We start from the raw sequence: 14,624 nt of genomic DNA, 5'->3' as shown, positions 1-14,624 counted from the left end.
TGCGCTAGGCGATTGCGGCCAGGGCTACTTGCAGCTCGCGGAGGTTTCGCGACGGCACCAGCATCTTCACTTCGCGGGCGTACTGTTTGATGGCGCTGTCGCCGGTGCCCCAGCGCGCGGGATCTTCGGGGTTCAGCCAGATGACGGCGCGGCAGGTGCGCGCGATTTCGCGGATTACGTCGGCGCGTGCGGGGAGGCGGTTGTTGCGGCCGTCGCCCATGATCACGACGATCGTACTGCGGGTGAGCAGGCCCGATCGGCGCTCCCATAGCTCGCCGAGGACGCGGCCGAAGTCCGAGCGCGCGTACATATCGAGCGCTGGGGTCATTACCAAATGGCCCTGCTCGAAATCTGCTTCCGCGAGATGGTCGACGTAGACGAAACTGCTGACGCGGCGGAAGCATCCGCGCGCGCCGGCCATGAGTTCGAGCATCAACTGCGCGGCGTAGCGGACGGAACCCGAGATGTCGGCGAGGATTACGAGATCGACGTGACGCGGACGGCGCGCGCGGAAGTTGAGATCGATCAATGCGCCGCCGCGCTGCATCGCGGCGCGAATCGTGCGCCGGAAATCGATTCTGCCGGTCTTCGCAAGCCGCAGCCGGCGTCCGAGGCGAATCCGGAAGCGGCGAATCAGGGGCGCGAGGGCGTCGCGCGCTTCGTCGTAGTCAAGGTCGGAGAAATTGTCGAAGGGCATCCGCTCGATCGCGCGGAGGCGCGCAACGCGTGCGGCGTCGATACCGGGCGTGGGAGATTCCTCGCGCGAATCCGCGATGCCCTGCTCTTCGCGGCCGCGCATCGCCTCTGAATTGCGATCCGTATCTTTGCCTTCGGCGTTATCGCGATGCACCGTCGCAGTTTTCTTTGATGGTTTCGCTTCCGACCGCGAGGATTTCTCATCGCGATCGTTCGCTCGCGCGCCCTCGCGCGCCTGCTCGGCCTTTCGCGGGGGTGGATCGTCGCGCGGCGTCGGATGCTCGCCGGGACGGCCGCGGCCGGCGGCAGCGGAGACCTGGTCGCCGCGTTGATCGGGATGCTCTCCGCGATCCGCTTGTGGCGCGGCGAAAAAACGATTGAACGCGTCGTCGAAAACGGCGCGGTCGGCTTCGTCCTTGATTAGTGAGGCCGCCAGCGCCTCATGCATCATCGAGCGCTCGAGCCCGACGGCCGCAACCGCATTCATCGCATCGATCGATTCCGCGACCGAGATTCTAACGCCGGCATCCCGCAGGGCCGCGATGAAACTGACGAGCTGATCGCGCAGGCGAGGCATTTTTACTACGTCGCGGATTTACGGCGCGGGGCGAGGGTCGAGGCTTTCGATTCGACCTTGGCGCGGTCGTCTTCGTGCTTGAGCAGGACGCCGAGCGCGGTGCGCACGGCGTCGGTGTCCAGTTCGCGAACGCCGAGGCGTACGAGAGCGCGCGCCCAGTCGAGAGTCTCGGCGATCGACGGCGGCTTGCGCAGTCCGAGCTTGCGAATTGCGCCGACAAAACGGGCGGCCTCGGCCGCCAGCTTCGCGTCGAGTTCGGGCACCTTGAGTTCGATAATTTTTCGCTCCTGCTCGGTTCCGGGAAAGTCGATGAACAGATGCAGGCATCGGCGGCGCAGCGCCTCCGACAGTTCGCGCGCGCGATTCGAGGTCAGAATCACGGCGGGGCGTTCGTGCGCTTTCAAGGTTCCCAGTTCGGGAACGCTCACCTGGAAGTCGGAAAGCAGTTCGAGCAGAAACGCCTCGAACTCCTCATCGGCTTTGTCGACCTCGTCGATCAGCAGGACGACGCGGCGTGGCGAGGTGATCGCCCTGAGCAGCGGGCGCTCGAGTAGAAAATCGCGCGAGAAAATGTGCTCGCTCAGCTCCTCCCATCGCAGGCCCTGCTGCTCGTCGGCCTGCATCCGCAGAAGCTGTTTCTGATAGTTCCATTCGTAGAGCGCGCGCGCCTCGTCGAGACCTTCGTAACATTGCAGGCGGATGAGCTCGGTGTGGAGAATTTCCGCGAGCACCTTGGCGACCTCGGTCTTGCCGGCGCCGGCGGGACCTTCTATCAGCAGGGGCTTTTCGAGCGCGAGCGCGAGAAAGATTGCGGTCTCGACGCGCTCGTTGGTGACGTAGAGTGCGCGCTTGAGGCCGTCGGAGATCTGCTCGTGGGTGAGGTTCATGGCGCCGCGATTGTATCGCAAAACGATCTGATTTGCGGCGCAACAGGCATCCGCGCCGCAAAATGTCGCTCAGGATCAGCGGCGGTTGATTTTTGGGGCGCGGCGGCGTTCGAGGAAGATTCGGGCGCGATGTTTCAGGCCGTCGCGCTCGTCGCGCGGAGTTGCGCGCACCTCTTCGGTGTAGGCGGCGAGCTCGGTGCATAGCCGATCGAGGTCGATGCCAGCGCGCGCAGGCTTCATGTCGTCGAGCGCGATCATCGCCTGCGACATCAGGTTGATCGAGGCCTGACGCCCGCCGCGTTCGAAACGCAAATGGAAGGCGGCTGCGATCTGATTGAAGGCGACGATTAGACCTTTGAGATCATCACTGGCGCTGTGCGAGGCGGTCTCGAACATCTCGGCGGCTTCGAAATACGCGCCGCGATTGAATGCGGCGATCGCGTCGTCGATCGATGCAGATGGGGAATCGTTTTTCACGGCTCACGGAAACCTGGAACCTGAAACTGAAAAAGATCCGGGATTCTTCGCTTCGCTCAAGAATGAGACAAGGAACTACAACTGCTCTTTTTCCTCGACTGCGCGGTACTCGGCCTCGCTCAGGGCCTGTGCTTTGCGGGTGCCGTAGCGCTCGTAGAGATCGAACAGGGCGGACTTGTGCGGGCGCACCTTGCTGAGCGGACACTTCTGGTATTCGTCGAGTGACTCGTCGCAGTAGCCCATGCGATTTTCGCCGCACTTGGGCTGGAGAAAGACCGCGATTTCGGGCAGCACGTGCTTGATTTCCGCGCGCATCATCGCGACCATCCGGCGGATTTCCCATTGCGCGCGCACGCACAGGCGCAGGTCGCAGATGTGCAGCATCTCGGCGAAATTCACCATCACGTGAAAATTGGTCGGCGCGGCGTTGGGCAGCACGAAGCGCGCGTCCTCGGCCGGGATCCCGGCTTTCAGGGCCTTGGCGTAGAGCTCGGACGTCTTCGAGAGCAGGTCGGAGAATTCGTCCTCGAGCCCGGCACGTGACCATGAATCCGGCAGCACGAATGCGAGCTTGTCCTGCTTGAATTTCACGTAGCGCTGGCTCTGTTGCTCGAAGCTGATGCCGATCCGATGGCGCACGAACTGATGCGAGAGCGAGCGTGAGACGTTGGCGATGCCGAACCAGAAAACGATTTGCTCGAGGGGGGAAGCGTGGCCGGTCTTGAGGCGATCGGTGATGAACTCGCGAATTTTTTCGTGAGTGATTTTTTCGGATTTAATTTTTTCCCAGACTTCGATCGGAGTGTCGGAGGAATAGCAGGTGCGGAACGCCGCGTAGAGTTTTTCCAGCGGCTGTTGCGCGTAGTCGATCAACTTGACTTGCATTTTCGCCTGATTTTCCACGCGTTCCTGACCCCTCCCGCCAATTGCCGGACGCTCGCCGCCGCCAGCATCTATCATCTTATTCGAAGCCGCGGTGCGACTGCATCAGGGGCGCATCTCCTTAATCCACACCATGCGTTTCCATTGCGCCAGCCGCGCGGCATTGCAAGATTGCGGTTTCGGGGTTCAGGGGAGCTGCCATGCGCGCTGTGTCCGCAATCGACTCTGTCTATCAGAACTTTCTCAAGCGATACCTGTTTGGTCTCGACGCCGAGTACGCGCATCGCCTGACGTTGCGGATGTTCTCGCTGCTGCCGCCCTTTACGCCGCCGCGCGACCGGCCCGAGCTCGGAATCAAACTGTGGGGGACGGAGTTTGCAAATCCGATTGGGCTCGCGGCCGGGATGGACAAGGACGCCGTCGCGATTCGCGGATGGGAGACGATCGGCTTCGGCTTTGCGGAGCTGGGAACGATTACGCCGCTGCCGCAGGAGGGAAACGACGTGCCGCGCTTATGGCGAATTCCCGAACGACGCGCGTTGATTAACCGGCTCGGATTTCCCAGCGAAGGGATGGAGGCGGTCGCGCCGCGAATCGAGCGGATGCGCAAGGCCGGGATGGCGATTCGGCTGGGGCTCAACTTCGGCCCGAACAGCAACACCGCGCCCGAGGCGATCGCCGCCGACTACGCGACCCTGATGGAGGGGCTGGGGCCGCTGGCTGATTTCATCGTGATCAACGTGAGCTCGCCGAATACGCCCGGGCTGCGCAGTTGGCAATCGCCGGAAAAGATGAGCGAGCTATTCGCGGCCATGCTGGGGAACGCCGGTGAGTCGCCGCGGCCGGTGCTGATCAAGCTCTCGCCCGACCTGGAACGCAACGAGTTGTTTCGAATCTGCGAGAGCGCGCTCGAGTTGGGCGTGGACGGAATCGTCGCGTGCAACACTTCGGTCGCGCGCGAGGCGCTGGGCGTCTCGTCGCCGCATCCGGGCGGACTCAGCGGCAGACCGCTGACGATTCGCGCGCGCGAGTTGATCCGCGATATTCATACGCACACCCGCGGAAAAATCCCGATCATCGGGGTCGGCGGCGTCAGCACGGCCGAGGATGCGTGGCTGCACATCCGCGCCGGCGCGTCGCTGGTCGAGCTCTACACCGCGCTCATCTATGAGGGCCCGGCCGTAGTGGAGAGAATCAAAGCGGGGCTGGCGGACTTGCTACGTCGCGACGGATTTCGCTCTATTGGCGATGCGGTCGGGATCGACAGGTAGGTCGAGATAATGGTTTCTGAAAAAAATGTGAATGCGCGATGGCTCCGGGAGCATCGTGACGACAACGAAACCGACGTGATCCTCATCGACACGCGGCCGGCCAAGGATTTTCACGCCGGGCATCTTAGTGGCGCGCGACATTTCGATACGTTTCCGTTTCATCATACGGATACCTCCGCGCGCGGCGTCGCGGAGTTCGACGCGCAGCTCCAGTGGATATTTTCGGCGCTGGGAATCACCGGCCGCGAGACCGTCGTGTTTTATGAGAGCGAATCCGGAATGCGCGCGGCGCGCGGGCAGTGGGCGCTCGAATACGCGGGGCATCCAAAGGCAAGAATGCTCGACGGCGGGCTCAAGGCGGCGGCGGGCGAGAAGTTGGTCACGAACGTCGAGAAGTTCGCGCCGTCGGATTTCCATCTCAACCAGCGCGCGGAGATTCTCGCTACGTATCCGTATCTGCTCGAGCAACTTGGCCGTCGCGACGTGCAGATCTTCGACGTTCGCAGCGATGCGGAATACTTCAGCGAGCGGGTTCGCGCGAAACACGGCGGCGCGATTCCTGGATCGTACCATCAGGACTGGACGGCCGCGCTTGCCCCCGATGGAACTGTGAAATCGCCGGCCGAGCTGCGCGCGCAGTTCGAAGCGCTCGGTCTCGATCCTGACAATGAGATAATACCGTACTGCCAGGGCGGATATCGCGCCGCGCACGCGTATCTCGCGCTGAAAATCGCGGGCTATCCGCGGGTGAGGCACTATCTCGGGTCGTGGGCGGAATGGGGCAATCGCGACGATTTGCCGAGAGAGCATCCACGTCGCAAGTGAGCGACCAATGCAGATGCAGAACCTTGAATCGCGCGCGAAAGAACTCGCGCGGTAAACAAGGACCCTCACCTTCGATCCTCTCCCAATTTGGGAGAGGGGAAGAAGCGCGGGGGAACAATCGTCGGAAGAAAGTTGGTCGATGCCGCCGATTTTGATTCTTACCGGGTTTGAGCCGTTTCGCGGCGAGCGGATCAATCCGTCGTGGGAAGTCGCGCGCGGGTTCGATGGCGATGTGATCGGCGGGTTGCAGATAAAATCGGTGCGCGTGCCGGTTGGATGCGCGAAGGCGGCGCGGCGAATTATCGGCGCAATCGTGCGCTACCGGCCGCGCGCCGTGATCGGACTCGGCGAAGCGGGCGGCCGGCCTGCGGTCTCATTGGAGAGAATCGCGATCAATCTTGCGGACGAGCGCGGCGCGCTGGCGGCGCGCGGCGACCCGGGATTCACGCCCGTCGTTCGCGGCGGTCCCGACGCGTACTTCTCGCGATTGCCGCTGGCCGCGATTATCCGCGAGCTCGATCGCAAGGACATCCCCGCGAGCGTGTCGCTGACCGCCGGTGCGTACGCGTGCAACGCGCTGATGTATGCCGCGCTGCATCAACTGCGGCGCAAGCCGGGCGTCCCGGTGGGATTCATCCATCTGCCATACGACGCGCGCCAGGCGGGACGTCATCGCAGTTTGCCCAGCATGGCGCTTACGATGATGGAGAACGCGGTACGCATCGCGATCGTCGAGACTGCGCGCGCCGCGAAGTAGGGAAGGGTAAATCACTTAATCAAATGTGAAACCCGCGATGGGTTTCACACTTCCTTCGGGCAGGGGTGACCCCTGCACCCATTGGGAAGAAATCGCGAAATGGCGAGGACGCCATTTCGCTCTCAGGTTCTTTTCCCTGCGTCATTCTGCGCGAACCGAAGAATCCCGAATTTTTCGCTTGTCCCTTTCTCGATGGCGACCGCGATCACCTTATAGTGGCGGAGATCCGGTCGTGCAGTCTTGCGCGAAGCTCGGCGACCGTCTCCCAGACGATGTGGTTGTATTGGCGAGTGTCGAAATGAACGTTGCTGAGGTCGTTCTTTCGGCAGGACCAAATGACCGGAATGCCCAGACCCGCAGCGAATCCGGCCTCGTAATATACGCCCTGTCGTTGCAACGTCACGTCGGCAATAATGAAGCGCGAACGAAGGATCTCAGCGACGATACGATCACAAATCTTCTCGTTGTGCTCTAACCTGTCGACGCGGACCGGCTCGTAGTTTGAATCTCGGATCGCTGGCTCGATCCCATCATGGAAAGCAGAGTCCAGATCGGGAGCGAAGGCCATGGCGACAAACGCGCGTTTGGATCTCCTTCCTTCTGACGCGAGGTGTGTCCAACCGGATAGCGTGATCGTTGCCTGGAGCTCCATTCCGTAGTTGCTGCCAGGCCCTAGCAGCCGCAGGTCAGACGTCTGGATATATTCGGCCTGCGCGAGTCCGTGTATGTAGTAAGCGAACTCGCCGGCGTCTATTGCATGGGCCGCGGGGTAGTCGAGGACTGCGTTGAATTGTGCGGGCTTTCCGGGATAGTCCGTTCTTTGTTCAAGGAGTCGTAGAACCTTTTCTGGCTTCGCCGAGATCGCTGTGTACGCGTAGGTCTCCGCAAGCCGCTCAAGCTGGGGAGCGTCTACGACGTTCAGTAGCTCTGGAATCGCTCCTTTCTCGGTACATTCGCGAAAATAAATCGACAAGTATGCGCGCAAGAGCTGGTTGGCGCGAGCTACATCGTACTCGGCGACACCCTTGTCACGAAGGAAGTTCGGTGCGCGGCCTCGATTCCAGTCCAGGGAGATATGTCCTGGACAGACCACAAAAGTCCCACAGCGTCTGCACTGGACGTCATCGACGTCTTGATTTGTTCGAGGCGATACCGTCACAAGTGGCGGATCAAGGCCGCAGATTGGACACTTGGAACTGGCAGCGCTCATGTACTCTCTCTCCACATATGATCTCCGCTGATCTCCTGCCGTGCGCGGCCTCTTTATTTGATCGCCACTGCGTTGGGGGGTGATGCGATGCCGCCTTCCAGGTTCATTGGGACTGAGACCAGCATGAATTCGTAGCGCTTGTCGGCGGCGCAGTCTGCCGCCAGCTCCTCGAGGTTGAACTGCTCGCCGATTGGCAGACCTAAGAGGCACAGCGTTCGATAGTGCAGCGCGCCTTCGTTCTTGAAATCCCAGGGCCACGGCTCGACCGCGGGACAATCGGTGCCGACGGCGGCGACGCGATGATCCCAGAACCATTCGACCATCGCGCTGCTGTCCTCGATGCCGCAGGCTTTCAGTCCTTCGAGCGGCGCCATCGCGGCTTTGTCCTCGGGCGACGCAGCGAGGTACGCCTGCATCCATCCGGTGCGAATCAGCAGGATCGTGCCCGGCTTCAACTCGACGCCATCGGCGACGGCGGTCTCCTTCAGATCGTCGAGGCTGTACTTTTCCGACTTGAGCGGATCGATCGTGCGGCCATGCGAGATGCGATAGCGGAACGCGTCGAGCAGTACAGCACGGCCGACAAATTTATTTGCCCATTTGTGGATGCTCAGGCGGCCGGTCGGGCCGTCCTTGATCTCGCTGGATTTCACGCCGTTGTAAAACGCCTTGTAGCGGGGGCTACCGACGTGCGCGAGGCCGTCCCACTGGCTGCCCTCCTGGGTGTTGTAGCTGTCGAGCGAATCGTCGAAACCGAGCAGGCCGAAGCTCTCGAAGCTCATGATGTTATGCTTGGCGGGACGCCGGGCGAACAGCGGCGGGTTGGCGTAATTTATTTTCGTATCGAGCCGGAAGACGGAGCCCTTGCGCACCAGGCGCGCCGCGTCGACGATGCCTTGCGGCGTCAGGAAATTCAGGCATCCGAGTTCGTCGTCGTCGCCGAACACGCCCCACGACGATTCTTTGGGCTTGTCGGGCTTGATTGGGAGTTCGGCGAAGCGGGGAACTTTGTTGAGATCGATTTTGGTCGGCATCGCATCAGCTCCTTGGCGGAAAGTTGTTGAAGTTCACGGCGTCCACTCGTAAAGCACGTCGGCTTCGCGCTCCATGTTAGTCGCGCCGTCGGTAAATTTCTTTGCGATGAAGCCGCGCGCTTCGTAAAAGCGGCGCGCGGGTGCGTTACGCTGGAACGCCCACAGCTGAAGACCACCGGGGCGAAGCCGCTTGGCATGCGCTAGCATCGCGTCGCCGACGCCACGGCGCTGTTCGCCGGGCGCCACGTAAAATTGATCGACCTCGTCGCCATGGAGCGTCAGCACCGCGACCATCCGGCCGTCGTCCTCGGCGACCCAGGTCTCGCGCTCCGGCACCATCTGATGGATCACGAAGGCGCGAATCTCCTCGTCAGTGCCGACGGTCGGCAGATATGCGGCAGCGCCGCGTCGCGAGGCGATATACACCGTCGCGACTTCGGACGCGTCGGCGGCATTCGCGCGGCGGAAGGAGATAGCCATCAGTCTCGGTTTCCGTCCGAAGATGGTGCGCTGTCAAGAAGCGGCGGGGCCGGAACTTTATCGTGACGTAGAATCGAGCGCCGGGCGAAACCTTTCGGGTCGATGCGGCGTACCATTTGTGATACTCAGGACACTCGTTTGTCTTCTCGGGACCGGAACGGCCGGAAGGGGGATCGAATGCGTACGCAAGGAATCAGACGGTCTTTTTCGGGCCGAAACGCGCTCAAGAACATTATCCGGCTGATTCCCGCTGTCGTGATCATGGCGGCGATGCTCCATACGGTGTCGTGCACTAACAACAATGGACTGCTGCCGCAGGATAATGGCGACGGCTCCAATACACCGACTGCGACTCCGACCGGCGGCACCGGCGCGCTCGCATTCGTGACGAATTTCAACGACGGCAAGGTGTCGTCGTTCACCCGCAACACTACGACGGGCGTGCTGAAGCGGACGGGGCAGGTGACGGCAGGCGCGAAAAAGGGCCCGAAAGGCGTGGTCGCGGCGCCGAGCGGCAGCTTCCTCTACGTCGCGAATAACTCTGACGACAATATCTACGAGTTCTCGGTAAATCAGACCGACGGCACGCTGACGCCGCTGTCGCCGGCATCGGTCAGCAATGGGAGCGGGTCGGGGCCCGACGAGATCGCGATCAATCCCGCGGGGTCGTTCCTGTGGGTGACGGGCGCAACAAAAGGAACCGTTACGCCCTATTCGATCAATACCAGCACGGGTCAGCTCACGCAGGTCACCACCAAGGTGACGGGACTCGTGAAACCATTCGGAATCGCGGCGGATTCAAGTGGCTCATTTGTCTACGTGGCGGACAATGGCGCGGGATTGGTCTATTCGTACTCGATCGGATCCAGCGGCGCGCTCAGCCAGATCGGATCGCCGGTCTTCGATCTCGGATCGGCGGGCGGCACCCCGGGCTTCATCGCGATCGATCCAGCCGGCACGTTTATCTACGTTACCGATCTCACTGCTGGAGTCCTGTCGGTAATTCAAACCACCTCGGGTGCCTTGGCGTTCGGTTCGATTGTACCGTCAACGACGACGGGCAACGTTCCGATCGGAGTCGGGTACGCCACCCTCAGCTCGGGCAATTTCATATACACTGCAAATCAGGCCAGTTCGTCGATGTGGTCGTTCCTGCTCACGGTTCCCGGCTTTCCGTCCTCGCCGGTCGCGTTCGGAACCGGCAACTTGAGTGCGCCGACCGGGTTGGTGGTCGATCCGCAGAACGCGTTTCTTTACACGACCAACCAGAACGCAGGAACGGTAAGCCAATTCTCGCTGAGCCCCACCTGTTCCACGGCGCCCGGTCCTCCGTGTTTCGTCGGCAACGTCGCGACCGAGAGTCCGTCTAATGCCAACAGCGGTCCGTTTGGGATGGCGCTCGCGCAATGAGTCACATGCTGAGGCAGGCTTCGGCGGCGAGCGTGAACAGGAGTTCGCGGACCTGATGGCGGTTCCAGTTGCGATGGTCCCAGGCCTCGCCGCCTAGATCGTCGCCGCCGTAAAGAATCTGTCCGAATTGGACGCGGCGGAACTGCGCGACGGCGAAAAAAGCCGCCGCTTCCATCTCGACTGTGAGGCATCCTTCCCGCCTGCGCGCGAGCATCCGGGCGCGCGTCTCGCGGAACAACCCGTCGGTCGTCCAGGTTTTGGCGACAATATAATCGACGCCGTTTCGCTTCAGGGTTCTTTCGATCGCGGCCAGGGCTCGCGGATGCGGCGCGACTTCGCGCCCGGGCGGCAGGTAATGATACGAGGTACCCTCGTCACGAACCGCTGAGTTCGGCACGATGACGTGGCCGACGGCGATCTTCGAGTCGAGCACGCCAGCGCCGCCGCATGCGATGAACTTGCGCGCGCCCCGCGCGATCATTCGATCGAGCATCGCAGCCGCGATTGCGGCGCCCACCCGCGGATGCACGACGGCCAGACGCTTGCCGTCGATCTCAACTTCGTACATCGGAAGGCGCCCGACTTCGCTCATGTCGTGATCGATCTCGCGGGCGCCGCCGTTGAGAACCAGGTCGTCGATCACGTCCTGAAAGAAACAGAGTACGCAGTGTTTGGGAATGTCGATCCGTTTGTAAACGCGCCGCGGCTCGATGATCGCGGTCGGTGATGGATCGAATTCGAGGATGGGAAATGGCCGTCGCGGGAGACGCGTCGGGATGCGCGCAGATGATTTGCGGCGTATAGATTTCATCTTTGTGACTCTCAGTGGCACAGGCTTCAGCCTGTGGTCTTCAGCCTGGATTTGCATGGGCCAGAAAATCACAGGCTAAAGCCTGTGCCACCAACCGGAGTTGGAGCACACGGCAACCTTCCCTGATCCGATAGAGACTGAAAAGGATCGGGATTCTTCGCTGCGCTCTGAATGACACAAGAAAAGAGCGGTAGGGGCAGGATGGAGATCGAATCAAGATTGCGGGACTGGCTTTGGGAGCGATTCTGCTGCTGCTGCTGCGGATTTTGCCGCTAGCGCGGCGGCTTTGGCTTCGGCTTTTTCGGTGGCGGCTTTCTGGCGCAACTGCAGGAGCATCGCACGCAGCTTGCCGGGATTTACCGGCTTCTTGAACAGCGCGCCTTCCAGGCCGCGCAGACGCGATCGCTTCAGGATGTGATCCTTGTCGTAGTAGTACGCGGTCATCAGGATGACCGGCAGCTTCGGCATGTCTTCCTTGACCTTAAGGTAGAAGTCGTAGCCGTCCATCTCAGGCATCACGACGTCGGAGATGATCGCGTCGAGCTTGACGTTGCGCAGGATTCCAAATGCGGCCGAAGGACGGGTCGCGCAGAACACGATACATTTCTCGGCGCGCAACAGGTCGGCCATCGAATTGACCACGGCGGTATCGTCGTCGAGCACCAGCACCGACATCCCCTCGAGCGGCGATTGTTCAGGGCGGGGACCGTCATGCGGTCGGGCGTGAATCTTGCCATCCTCGCGCGGCGCAAGGTCGGCCATCCGCTTTCCCGCCAGGTAATCGCGGGTCTCGTACTCGCCCTTGCGGGTCATCTCGTCGAGGCGGCGAACGATAGCCTGCACGCGTTCGATGGAATCGCGAATCGAGTCGAGGCGTTCGTTCTCGATGACTTTTTCGGCGTCGGTGAGATGCGTCTCCAGGCTTTGCGAGAGCAGTTCCAGGTTGTTGGTGATCGATTCGAGCGGGTTATTGATCTCGTGCGCGAGGCTGACTGCGATTTCACCGGCGGTCGCGAGCTGCTGCGCGTGGCGCATGCGGCGGATGTCGCGGGCGAAGCCGATCGATCCGATTTCATTGCCGTCGTCGTCGTGGATGAGCGTCCCGGTGATCATCACCGGGATAATTTCACCGTCCTTGTTGCGGAACTCGGTCTCGAAGCTGGCGATTCGGCCCTTGTCGAGCGACGCGCGCATCGCTTTCATCACGCGGCGCGCCTCGTCGATCGACGGATAGATGCGGGTGCACCCCTCGCCGATGATTTCTTCGGAGCTGTAGCCGAGGCTGGTGCGTGCGCCGTCATTGTAATAGTTCACGGTGCCGCTTTTATCGACGGCTATTATGATGTCCGGCGAGCTCTCGATGAGCCGCTGGAAATATTTTTTATCGAGCGCGGTCATGGTTGATTGTTGTTAATCCTATCGTTCAGTCGCGACGGTTTATTTCTCGGCTCGCAGCCGGAACTTGGGCATCGAGACTTCGTCATTTAGTTTATCGAACGTCACCTCAACCGGCATCCCACACTTTATCTCGTGCGGCTTGACGCCGAGCAGGTTCGACACGAATTTGCATCCCTCTTCGAGCTCGACCATCACGACTGCGTACGGGACCTCGTTTGCGAAGCCCGGATGGTAGAGCTGATGCATAATATTAAAGCTAAACACTTCGCCGCGGCCGCTCACGGGAACCCATCGCGAGGCCGTCGAGTTGCACTTCGAGCACAAGTCGTGGGCGGGGAATCGTAGAGTGCCGCAACTGTCGCACTTTTGGACCATCAGGCGTCCGGCTCGCGCCCCTTCGAAGAACTCGCGCATGTCGGGAGTGATTGCGGGAATGGGTTTGCTGATTTCAGGCATACGCAGTTGAGCTTATCTATAAGTTAGACGATCCGGCGGTTGAAATGATTGAAGCACACCGTGCCATGCCAAAGATAGCTAAGGCGCGCCTTGTGGCTTATGCTATGCCTGCGATCCCAATACCAGGGTAGAATGGGTCGCAAGGATACCGCCATTGCCGGAAACGAGTCCAACGTCGTGTTTTGGCACCTGCCGCCGCCCTCCATCGCCCCGCATCTGCACGATCGCTTCCGCCACCGGGGTCATCCCCCACATATAGAAGGAGCTGAGCTGGCCGCCGCCGGTGTTCACTGGGAGCGCGCCGCCTGGCGCGATTGCGCCGCCCGCGACGAACGGACCGCCCTCGCCTTTTTTGCAGAATCCGTAATCCTCGAGCGTGACCAGCACCGTGAAAGTATAACAGTCGTAGAGCTCGCAGAAGTTCACGTCGCCGAGCTTGATCCCCGCCATCTTGAAGGCGGTTTCCTTGGCGATCGGCGCGCCGGAGACGAGAGTGTCGAGCGGGTCGCCGCCGGGATGACCCTGGCCCATCCCCAATATGTACACGGGTGGGCGTTTCAACGACTTGGCGCGATCGGCCGAGGTCACGATAACCGCTAGCCCGCCGTTGGAGACCAGGCAGCAGTCGTAAAGATGGAATGGCTCAACCACCCATCGCGAGGCGTGGTAATCGGCCAGCGTCATCGGAGCGTCGTGGAACTGTGCGGCGGGATTCAGGTTGGCCCAATCGCGCTCGGACACGGCGACGGCGCCGAGATGATCGTTGGTCGTCCCGTACTTGTACATATGGCGCTGCGCGACGAACGCATACTGGGCATTGACGCCGAACAGTCCGTAGTGCGCGTTGACACCTTGCGCGAAACCGTACGAGGCCGCAGATCCAGACGCGCCGCCCTTGTTCGGCGACGGCGGACGCAGAGGAGCGTCGGCGAATACGCACGCAACGACCTCGGCCATGCCGGCGTCGATAGCCTGCGCCGCGTGCATGACCATCGCGGCTGCAGTCGCGCCGCCAAGGTTCATCGTCGCGGTCAGTCGCAAGTCGTGGATGCCCATCGCGTTCTGCAGCGTCGTCGACGCCATTGGGTTGTTGAACCAGGTGATCCCGGGATTGACGAGCAGGCCGTCGAGATCGGAGCGCTGGAGGCCGGCGTCCTCGAGCGCGAGATTGACCGCCTCGGCAGCGAAGCCGACCGGACCGGGATGATCGAAGTTTTTGCCCATCCGGGTTTGTCCGAGCCCGGCGATTGCGCATTTAGCTCGTAAAGACATAGCGCTTACTCTCTTACGCTTTTCCGCGGATGGCATCCAGCGGGGCGCGGGGAAGGGGAAATCACTTTATTTGATGTGAAACCCGCGGTGGGTTTCACGCTTCCTTCGGCAGGGGTGACCCCTGCACCCGGTGCTAAGAAAAAAAGATGCGGGACGGAGTTTACCCTGAGTACTCGTAGGG

Annotated in this window: 15 protein-coding genes; 4 read left to right on the top strand and 11 right to left on the bottom strand. The window is 61.4% G+C overall.

The genetic code is table 11. The features are described from left to right. Positions 1-4: 4 nt before the first annotated feature. The 4 genes from WB650_RS20875 to thyX form a co-directional block, all read right to left on the bottom strand. On the bottom strand, positions 5-1,273 hold the full coding sequence (locus WB650_RS20875; RefSeq protein ID WP_422306903.1) for a VWA domain-containing protein: 1,269 nt from the start codon (positions 1,271-1,273) through the stop codon (positions 5-7). 5 nt (positions 1,274-1,278) lie between these two features. Further along, positions 1,279-2,160, bottom strand: coding sequence for an AAA family ATPase (locus WB650_RS20870; protein WP_422306905.1), 882 nt, complete (start codon positions 2,158-2,160; stop codon positions 1,279-1,281). 75 nt (positions 2,161-2,235) lie between these two features. Further along, positions 2,236-2,637: a DUF309 domain-containing protein gene (locus tag WB650_RS20865; RefSeq protein WP_422306906.1), complete on the bottom strand. Its 402-nt coding sequence runs from the start codon at positions 2,635-2,637 to the stop codon at positions 2,236-2,238. A 75-nt stretch (positions 2,638-2,712) separates the two neighbouring features. Then, entirely contained in the window at positions 2,713-3,522 is an 810-nt protein-coding gene (thyX, locus tag WB650_RS20860) for an FAD-dependent thymidylate synthase (protein ID WP_422306908.1), read from the bottom strand. 197 nt (positions 3,523-3,719) lie between these two features. On the opposite strand from thyX, the gene WB650_RS20855 reads away from it, so the two are divergent. The 3 genes from WB650_RS20855 (at position 3,720) to WB650_RS20845 (ending at position 6,372) form a co-directional block, all read left to right on the top strand. Beyond that, a complete protein-coding gene (locus WB650_RS20855; protein WP_422303343.1) occupies positions 3,720-4,790 on the top strand; it encodes a quinone-dependent dihydroorotate dehydrogenase in 1,071 nt (356 codons plus the stop codon). A 9-nt stretch (positions 4,791-4,799) separates the two neighbouring features. Continuing rightward, positions 4,800-5,615, top strand: a complete 816-nt coding sequence (locus tag WB650_RS20850) for a sulfurtransferase (protein WP_422303344.1) — start codon at positions 4,800-4,802, stop codon at positions 5,613-5,615. A 139-nt stretch (positions 5,616-5,754) separates the two neighbouring features. After that, positions 5,755-6,372: a pyroglutamyl-peptidase I gene (locus tag WB650_RS20845; protein ID WP_422303345.1), complete on the top strand. Its 618-nt coding sequence runs from the start codon at positions 5,755-5,757 to the stop codon at positions 6,370-6,372. A gap of 205 nt (positions 6,373-6,577) precedes the next feature. Here WB650_RS20845 and WB650_RS20840 read toward each other — a convergent pair whose 3' ends face one another. From WB650_RS20840 to WB650_RS20830, 3 genes are read right to left on the bottom strand one after another with little or no spacing between them, the layout of a single operon-like run. Next, the gene (locus tag WB650_RS20840) at positions 6,578-7,582 is read right to left on the bottom strand and encodes a hypothetical protein (protein WP_423961892.1); all 1,005 of its coding nucleotides are present in this window, start codon (positions 7,580-7,582) and stop codon (positions 6,578-6,580) included. A 53-nt stretch (positions 7,583-7,635) separates the two neighbouring features. Continuing rightward, positions 7,636-8,616, bottom strand: a complete 981-nt coding sequence (locus tag WB650_RS20835; protein ID WP_422292092.1) for a cyclase family protein — start codon at positions 8,614-8,616, stop codon at positions 7,636-7,638. A gap of 33 nt (positions 8,617-8,649) precedes the next feature. After that, the gene (locus WB650_RS20830) at positions 8,650-9,096 is read right to left on the bottom strand and encodes a GNAT family N-acetyltransferase (RefSeq protein ID WP_422302775.1); all 447 of its coding nucleotides are present in this window, start codon (positions 9,094-9,096) and stop codon (positions 8,650-8,652) included. A 177-nt stretch (positions 9,097-9,273) separates the two neighbouring features. On the opposite strand from WB650_RS20830, the gene WB650_RS20825 reads away from it, so the two are divergent. After that, on the top strand, positions 9,274-10,506 hold the full coding sequence (locus tag WB650_RS20825) for a lactonase family protein (protein ID WP_422302773.1): 1,233 nt from the start codon (positions 9,274-9,276) through the stop codon (positions 10,504-10,506). A gap of 1 nt (position 10,507) precedes the next feature. On the opposite strand, the gene WB650_RS20820 is transcribed toward WB650_RS20825, so the two are convergent. The 4 genes from WB650_RS20820 to WB650_RS20805 form a co-directional block, all read right to left on the bottom strand. Continuing rightward, positions 10,508-11,317 carry a nucleoside phosphorylase gene (locus tag WB650_RS20820; protein ID WP_422302771.1) on the bottom strand — a complete coding sequence of 270 codons (810 nt, stop codon included), beginning with the start codon at positions 11,315-11,317 and terminating at the stop codon, positions 10,508-10,510. A 213-nt stretch (positions 11,318-11,530) separates the two neighbouring features. Next, entirely contained in the window at positions 11,531-12,715 is a 1,185-nt protein-coding gene (locus tag WB650_RS20815; protein WP_423961889.1) for a PAS domain S-box protein, read from the bottom strand. A 39-nt stretch (positions 12,716-12,754) separates the two neighbouring features. Then, positions 12,755-13,171 carry a Zn-ribbon domain-containing OB-fold protein gene (locus WB650_RS20810; RefSeq protein ID WP_422307381.1) on the bottom strand — a complete coding sequence of 139 codons (417 nt, stop codon included), beginning with the start codon at positions 13,169-13,171 and terminating at the stop codon, positions 12,755-12,757. A gap of 102 nt (positions 13,172-13,273) precedes the next feature. Further along, positions 13,274-14,443, bottom strand: coding sequence for a thiolase family protein (locus WB650_RS20805; protein ID WP_422307383.1), 1,170 nt, complete (start codon positions 14,441-14,443; stop codon positions 13,274-13,276). Positions 14,444-14,624: the final 181 nt, after the last annotated feature.

Origin of the sequence: Binatus sp. (SeqCode) (genome assembly GCF_049584895.1) — a bacterium.
Lineage (GTDB): Bacteria > Desulfobacterota > Binatia > Binatales > Binataceae > Binatus.
This window is presented reverse-complemented; position numbering and strand designations above follow the sequence as displayed.

What these genes read in the sequence shown, in the direction of transcription:
- WB650_RS20875 (WP_422306903.1), bottom strand. Translation starts at nt 1,273, where the DNA reads ATGCCTCGCCTGCGCGATCAGCTCGTCAGTTTCATCGCGGCCCTGCGG.
- WB650_RS20870 (WP_422306905.1), bottom strand. Translation starts at nt 2,160, where the DNA reads ATGAACCTCACCCACGAGCAGATCTCCGACGGCCTCAAGCGCGCACTC.
- thyX (WP_422306908.1), bottom strand. Translation starts at nt 3,522, where the DNA reads ATGCAAGTCAAGTTGATCGACTACGCGCAACAGCCGCTGGAAAAACTC.
- WB650_RS20855 (WP_422303343.1), top strand. Translation starts at nt 3,720, where the DNA reads ATGCGCGCTGTGTCCGCAATCGACTCTGTCTATCAGAACTTTCTCAAG.
- WB650_RS20850 (WP_422303344.1), top strand. Translation starts at nt 4,800, where the DNA reads ATGGTTTCTGAAAAAAATGTGAATGCGCGATGGCTCCGGGAGCATCGT.
- WB650_RS20845 (WP_422303345.1), top strand. Translation starts at nt 5,755, where the DNA reads ATGCCGCCGATTTTGATTCTTACCGGGTTTGAGCCGTTTCGCGGCGAG.
- WB650_RS20840 (WP_423961892.1), bottom strand. Translation starts at nt 7,582, where the DNA reads ATGAGCGCTGCCAGTTCCAAGTGTCCAATCTGCGGCCTTGATCCGCCA.
- WB650_RS20835 (WP_422292092.1), bottom strand. Translation starts at nt 8,616, where the DNA reads ATGCCGACCAAAATCGATCTCAACAAAGTTCCCCGCTTCGCCGAACTC.
- WB650_RS20830 (WP_422302775.1), bottom strand. Translation starts at nt 9,096, where the DNA reads ATGGCTATCTCCTTCCGCCGCGCGAATGCCGCCGACGCGTCCGAAGTC.
- WB650_RS20825 (WP_422302773.1), top strand. Translation starts at nt 9,274, where the DNA reads ATGCGTACGCAAGGAATCAGACGGTCTTTTTCGGGCCGAAACGCGCTC.
- WB650_RS20820 (WP_422302771.1), bottom strand. Translation starts at nt 11,317, where the DNA reads ATGAAATCTATACGCCGCAAATCATCTGCGCGCATCCCGACGCGTCTC.
- WB650_RS20815 (WP_423961889.1), bottom strand. Translation starts at nt 12,715, where the DNA reads ATGACCGCGCTCGATAAAAAATATTTCCAGCGGCTCATCGAGAGCTCG.
- WB650_RS20810 (WP_422307381.1), bottom strand. Translation starts at nt 13,171, where the DNA reads ATGCCTGAAATCAGCAAACCCATTCCCGCAATCACTCCCGACATGCGC.
- WB650_RS20805 (WP_422307383.1), bottom strand. Translation starts at nt 14,443, where the DNA reads ATGTCTTTACGAGCTAAATGCGCAATCGCCGGGCTCGGACAAACCCGG.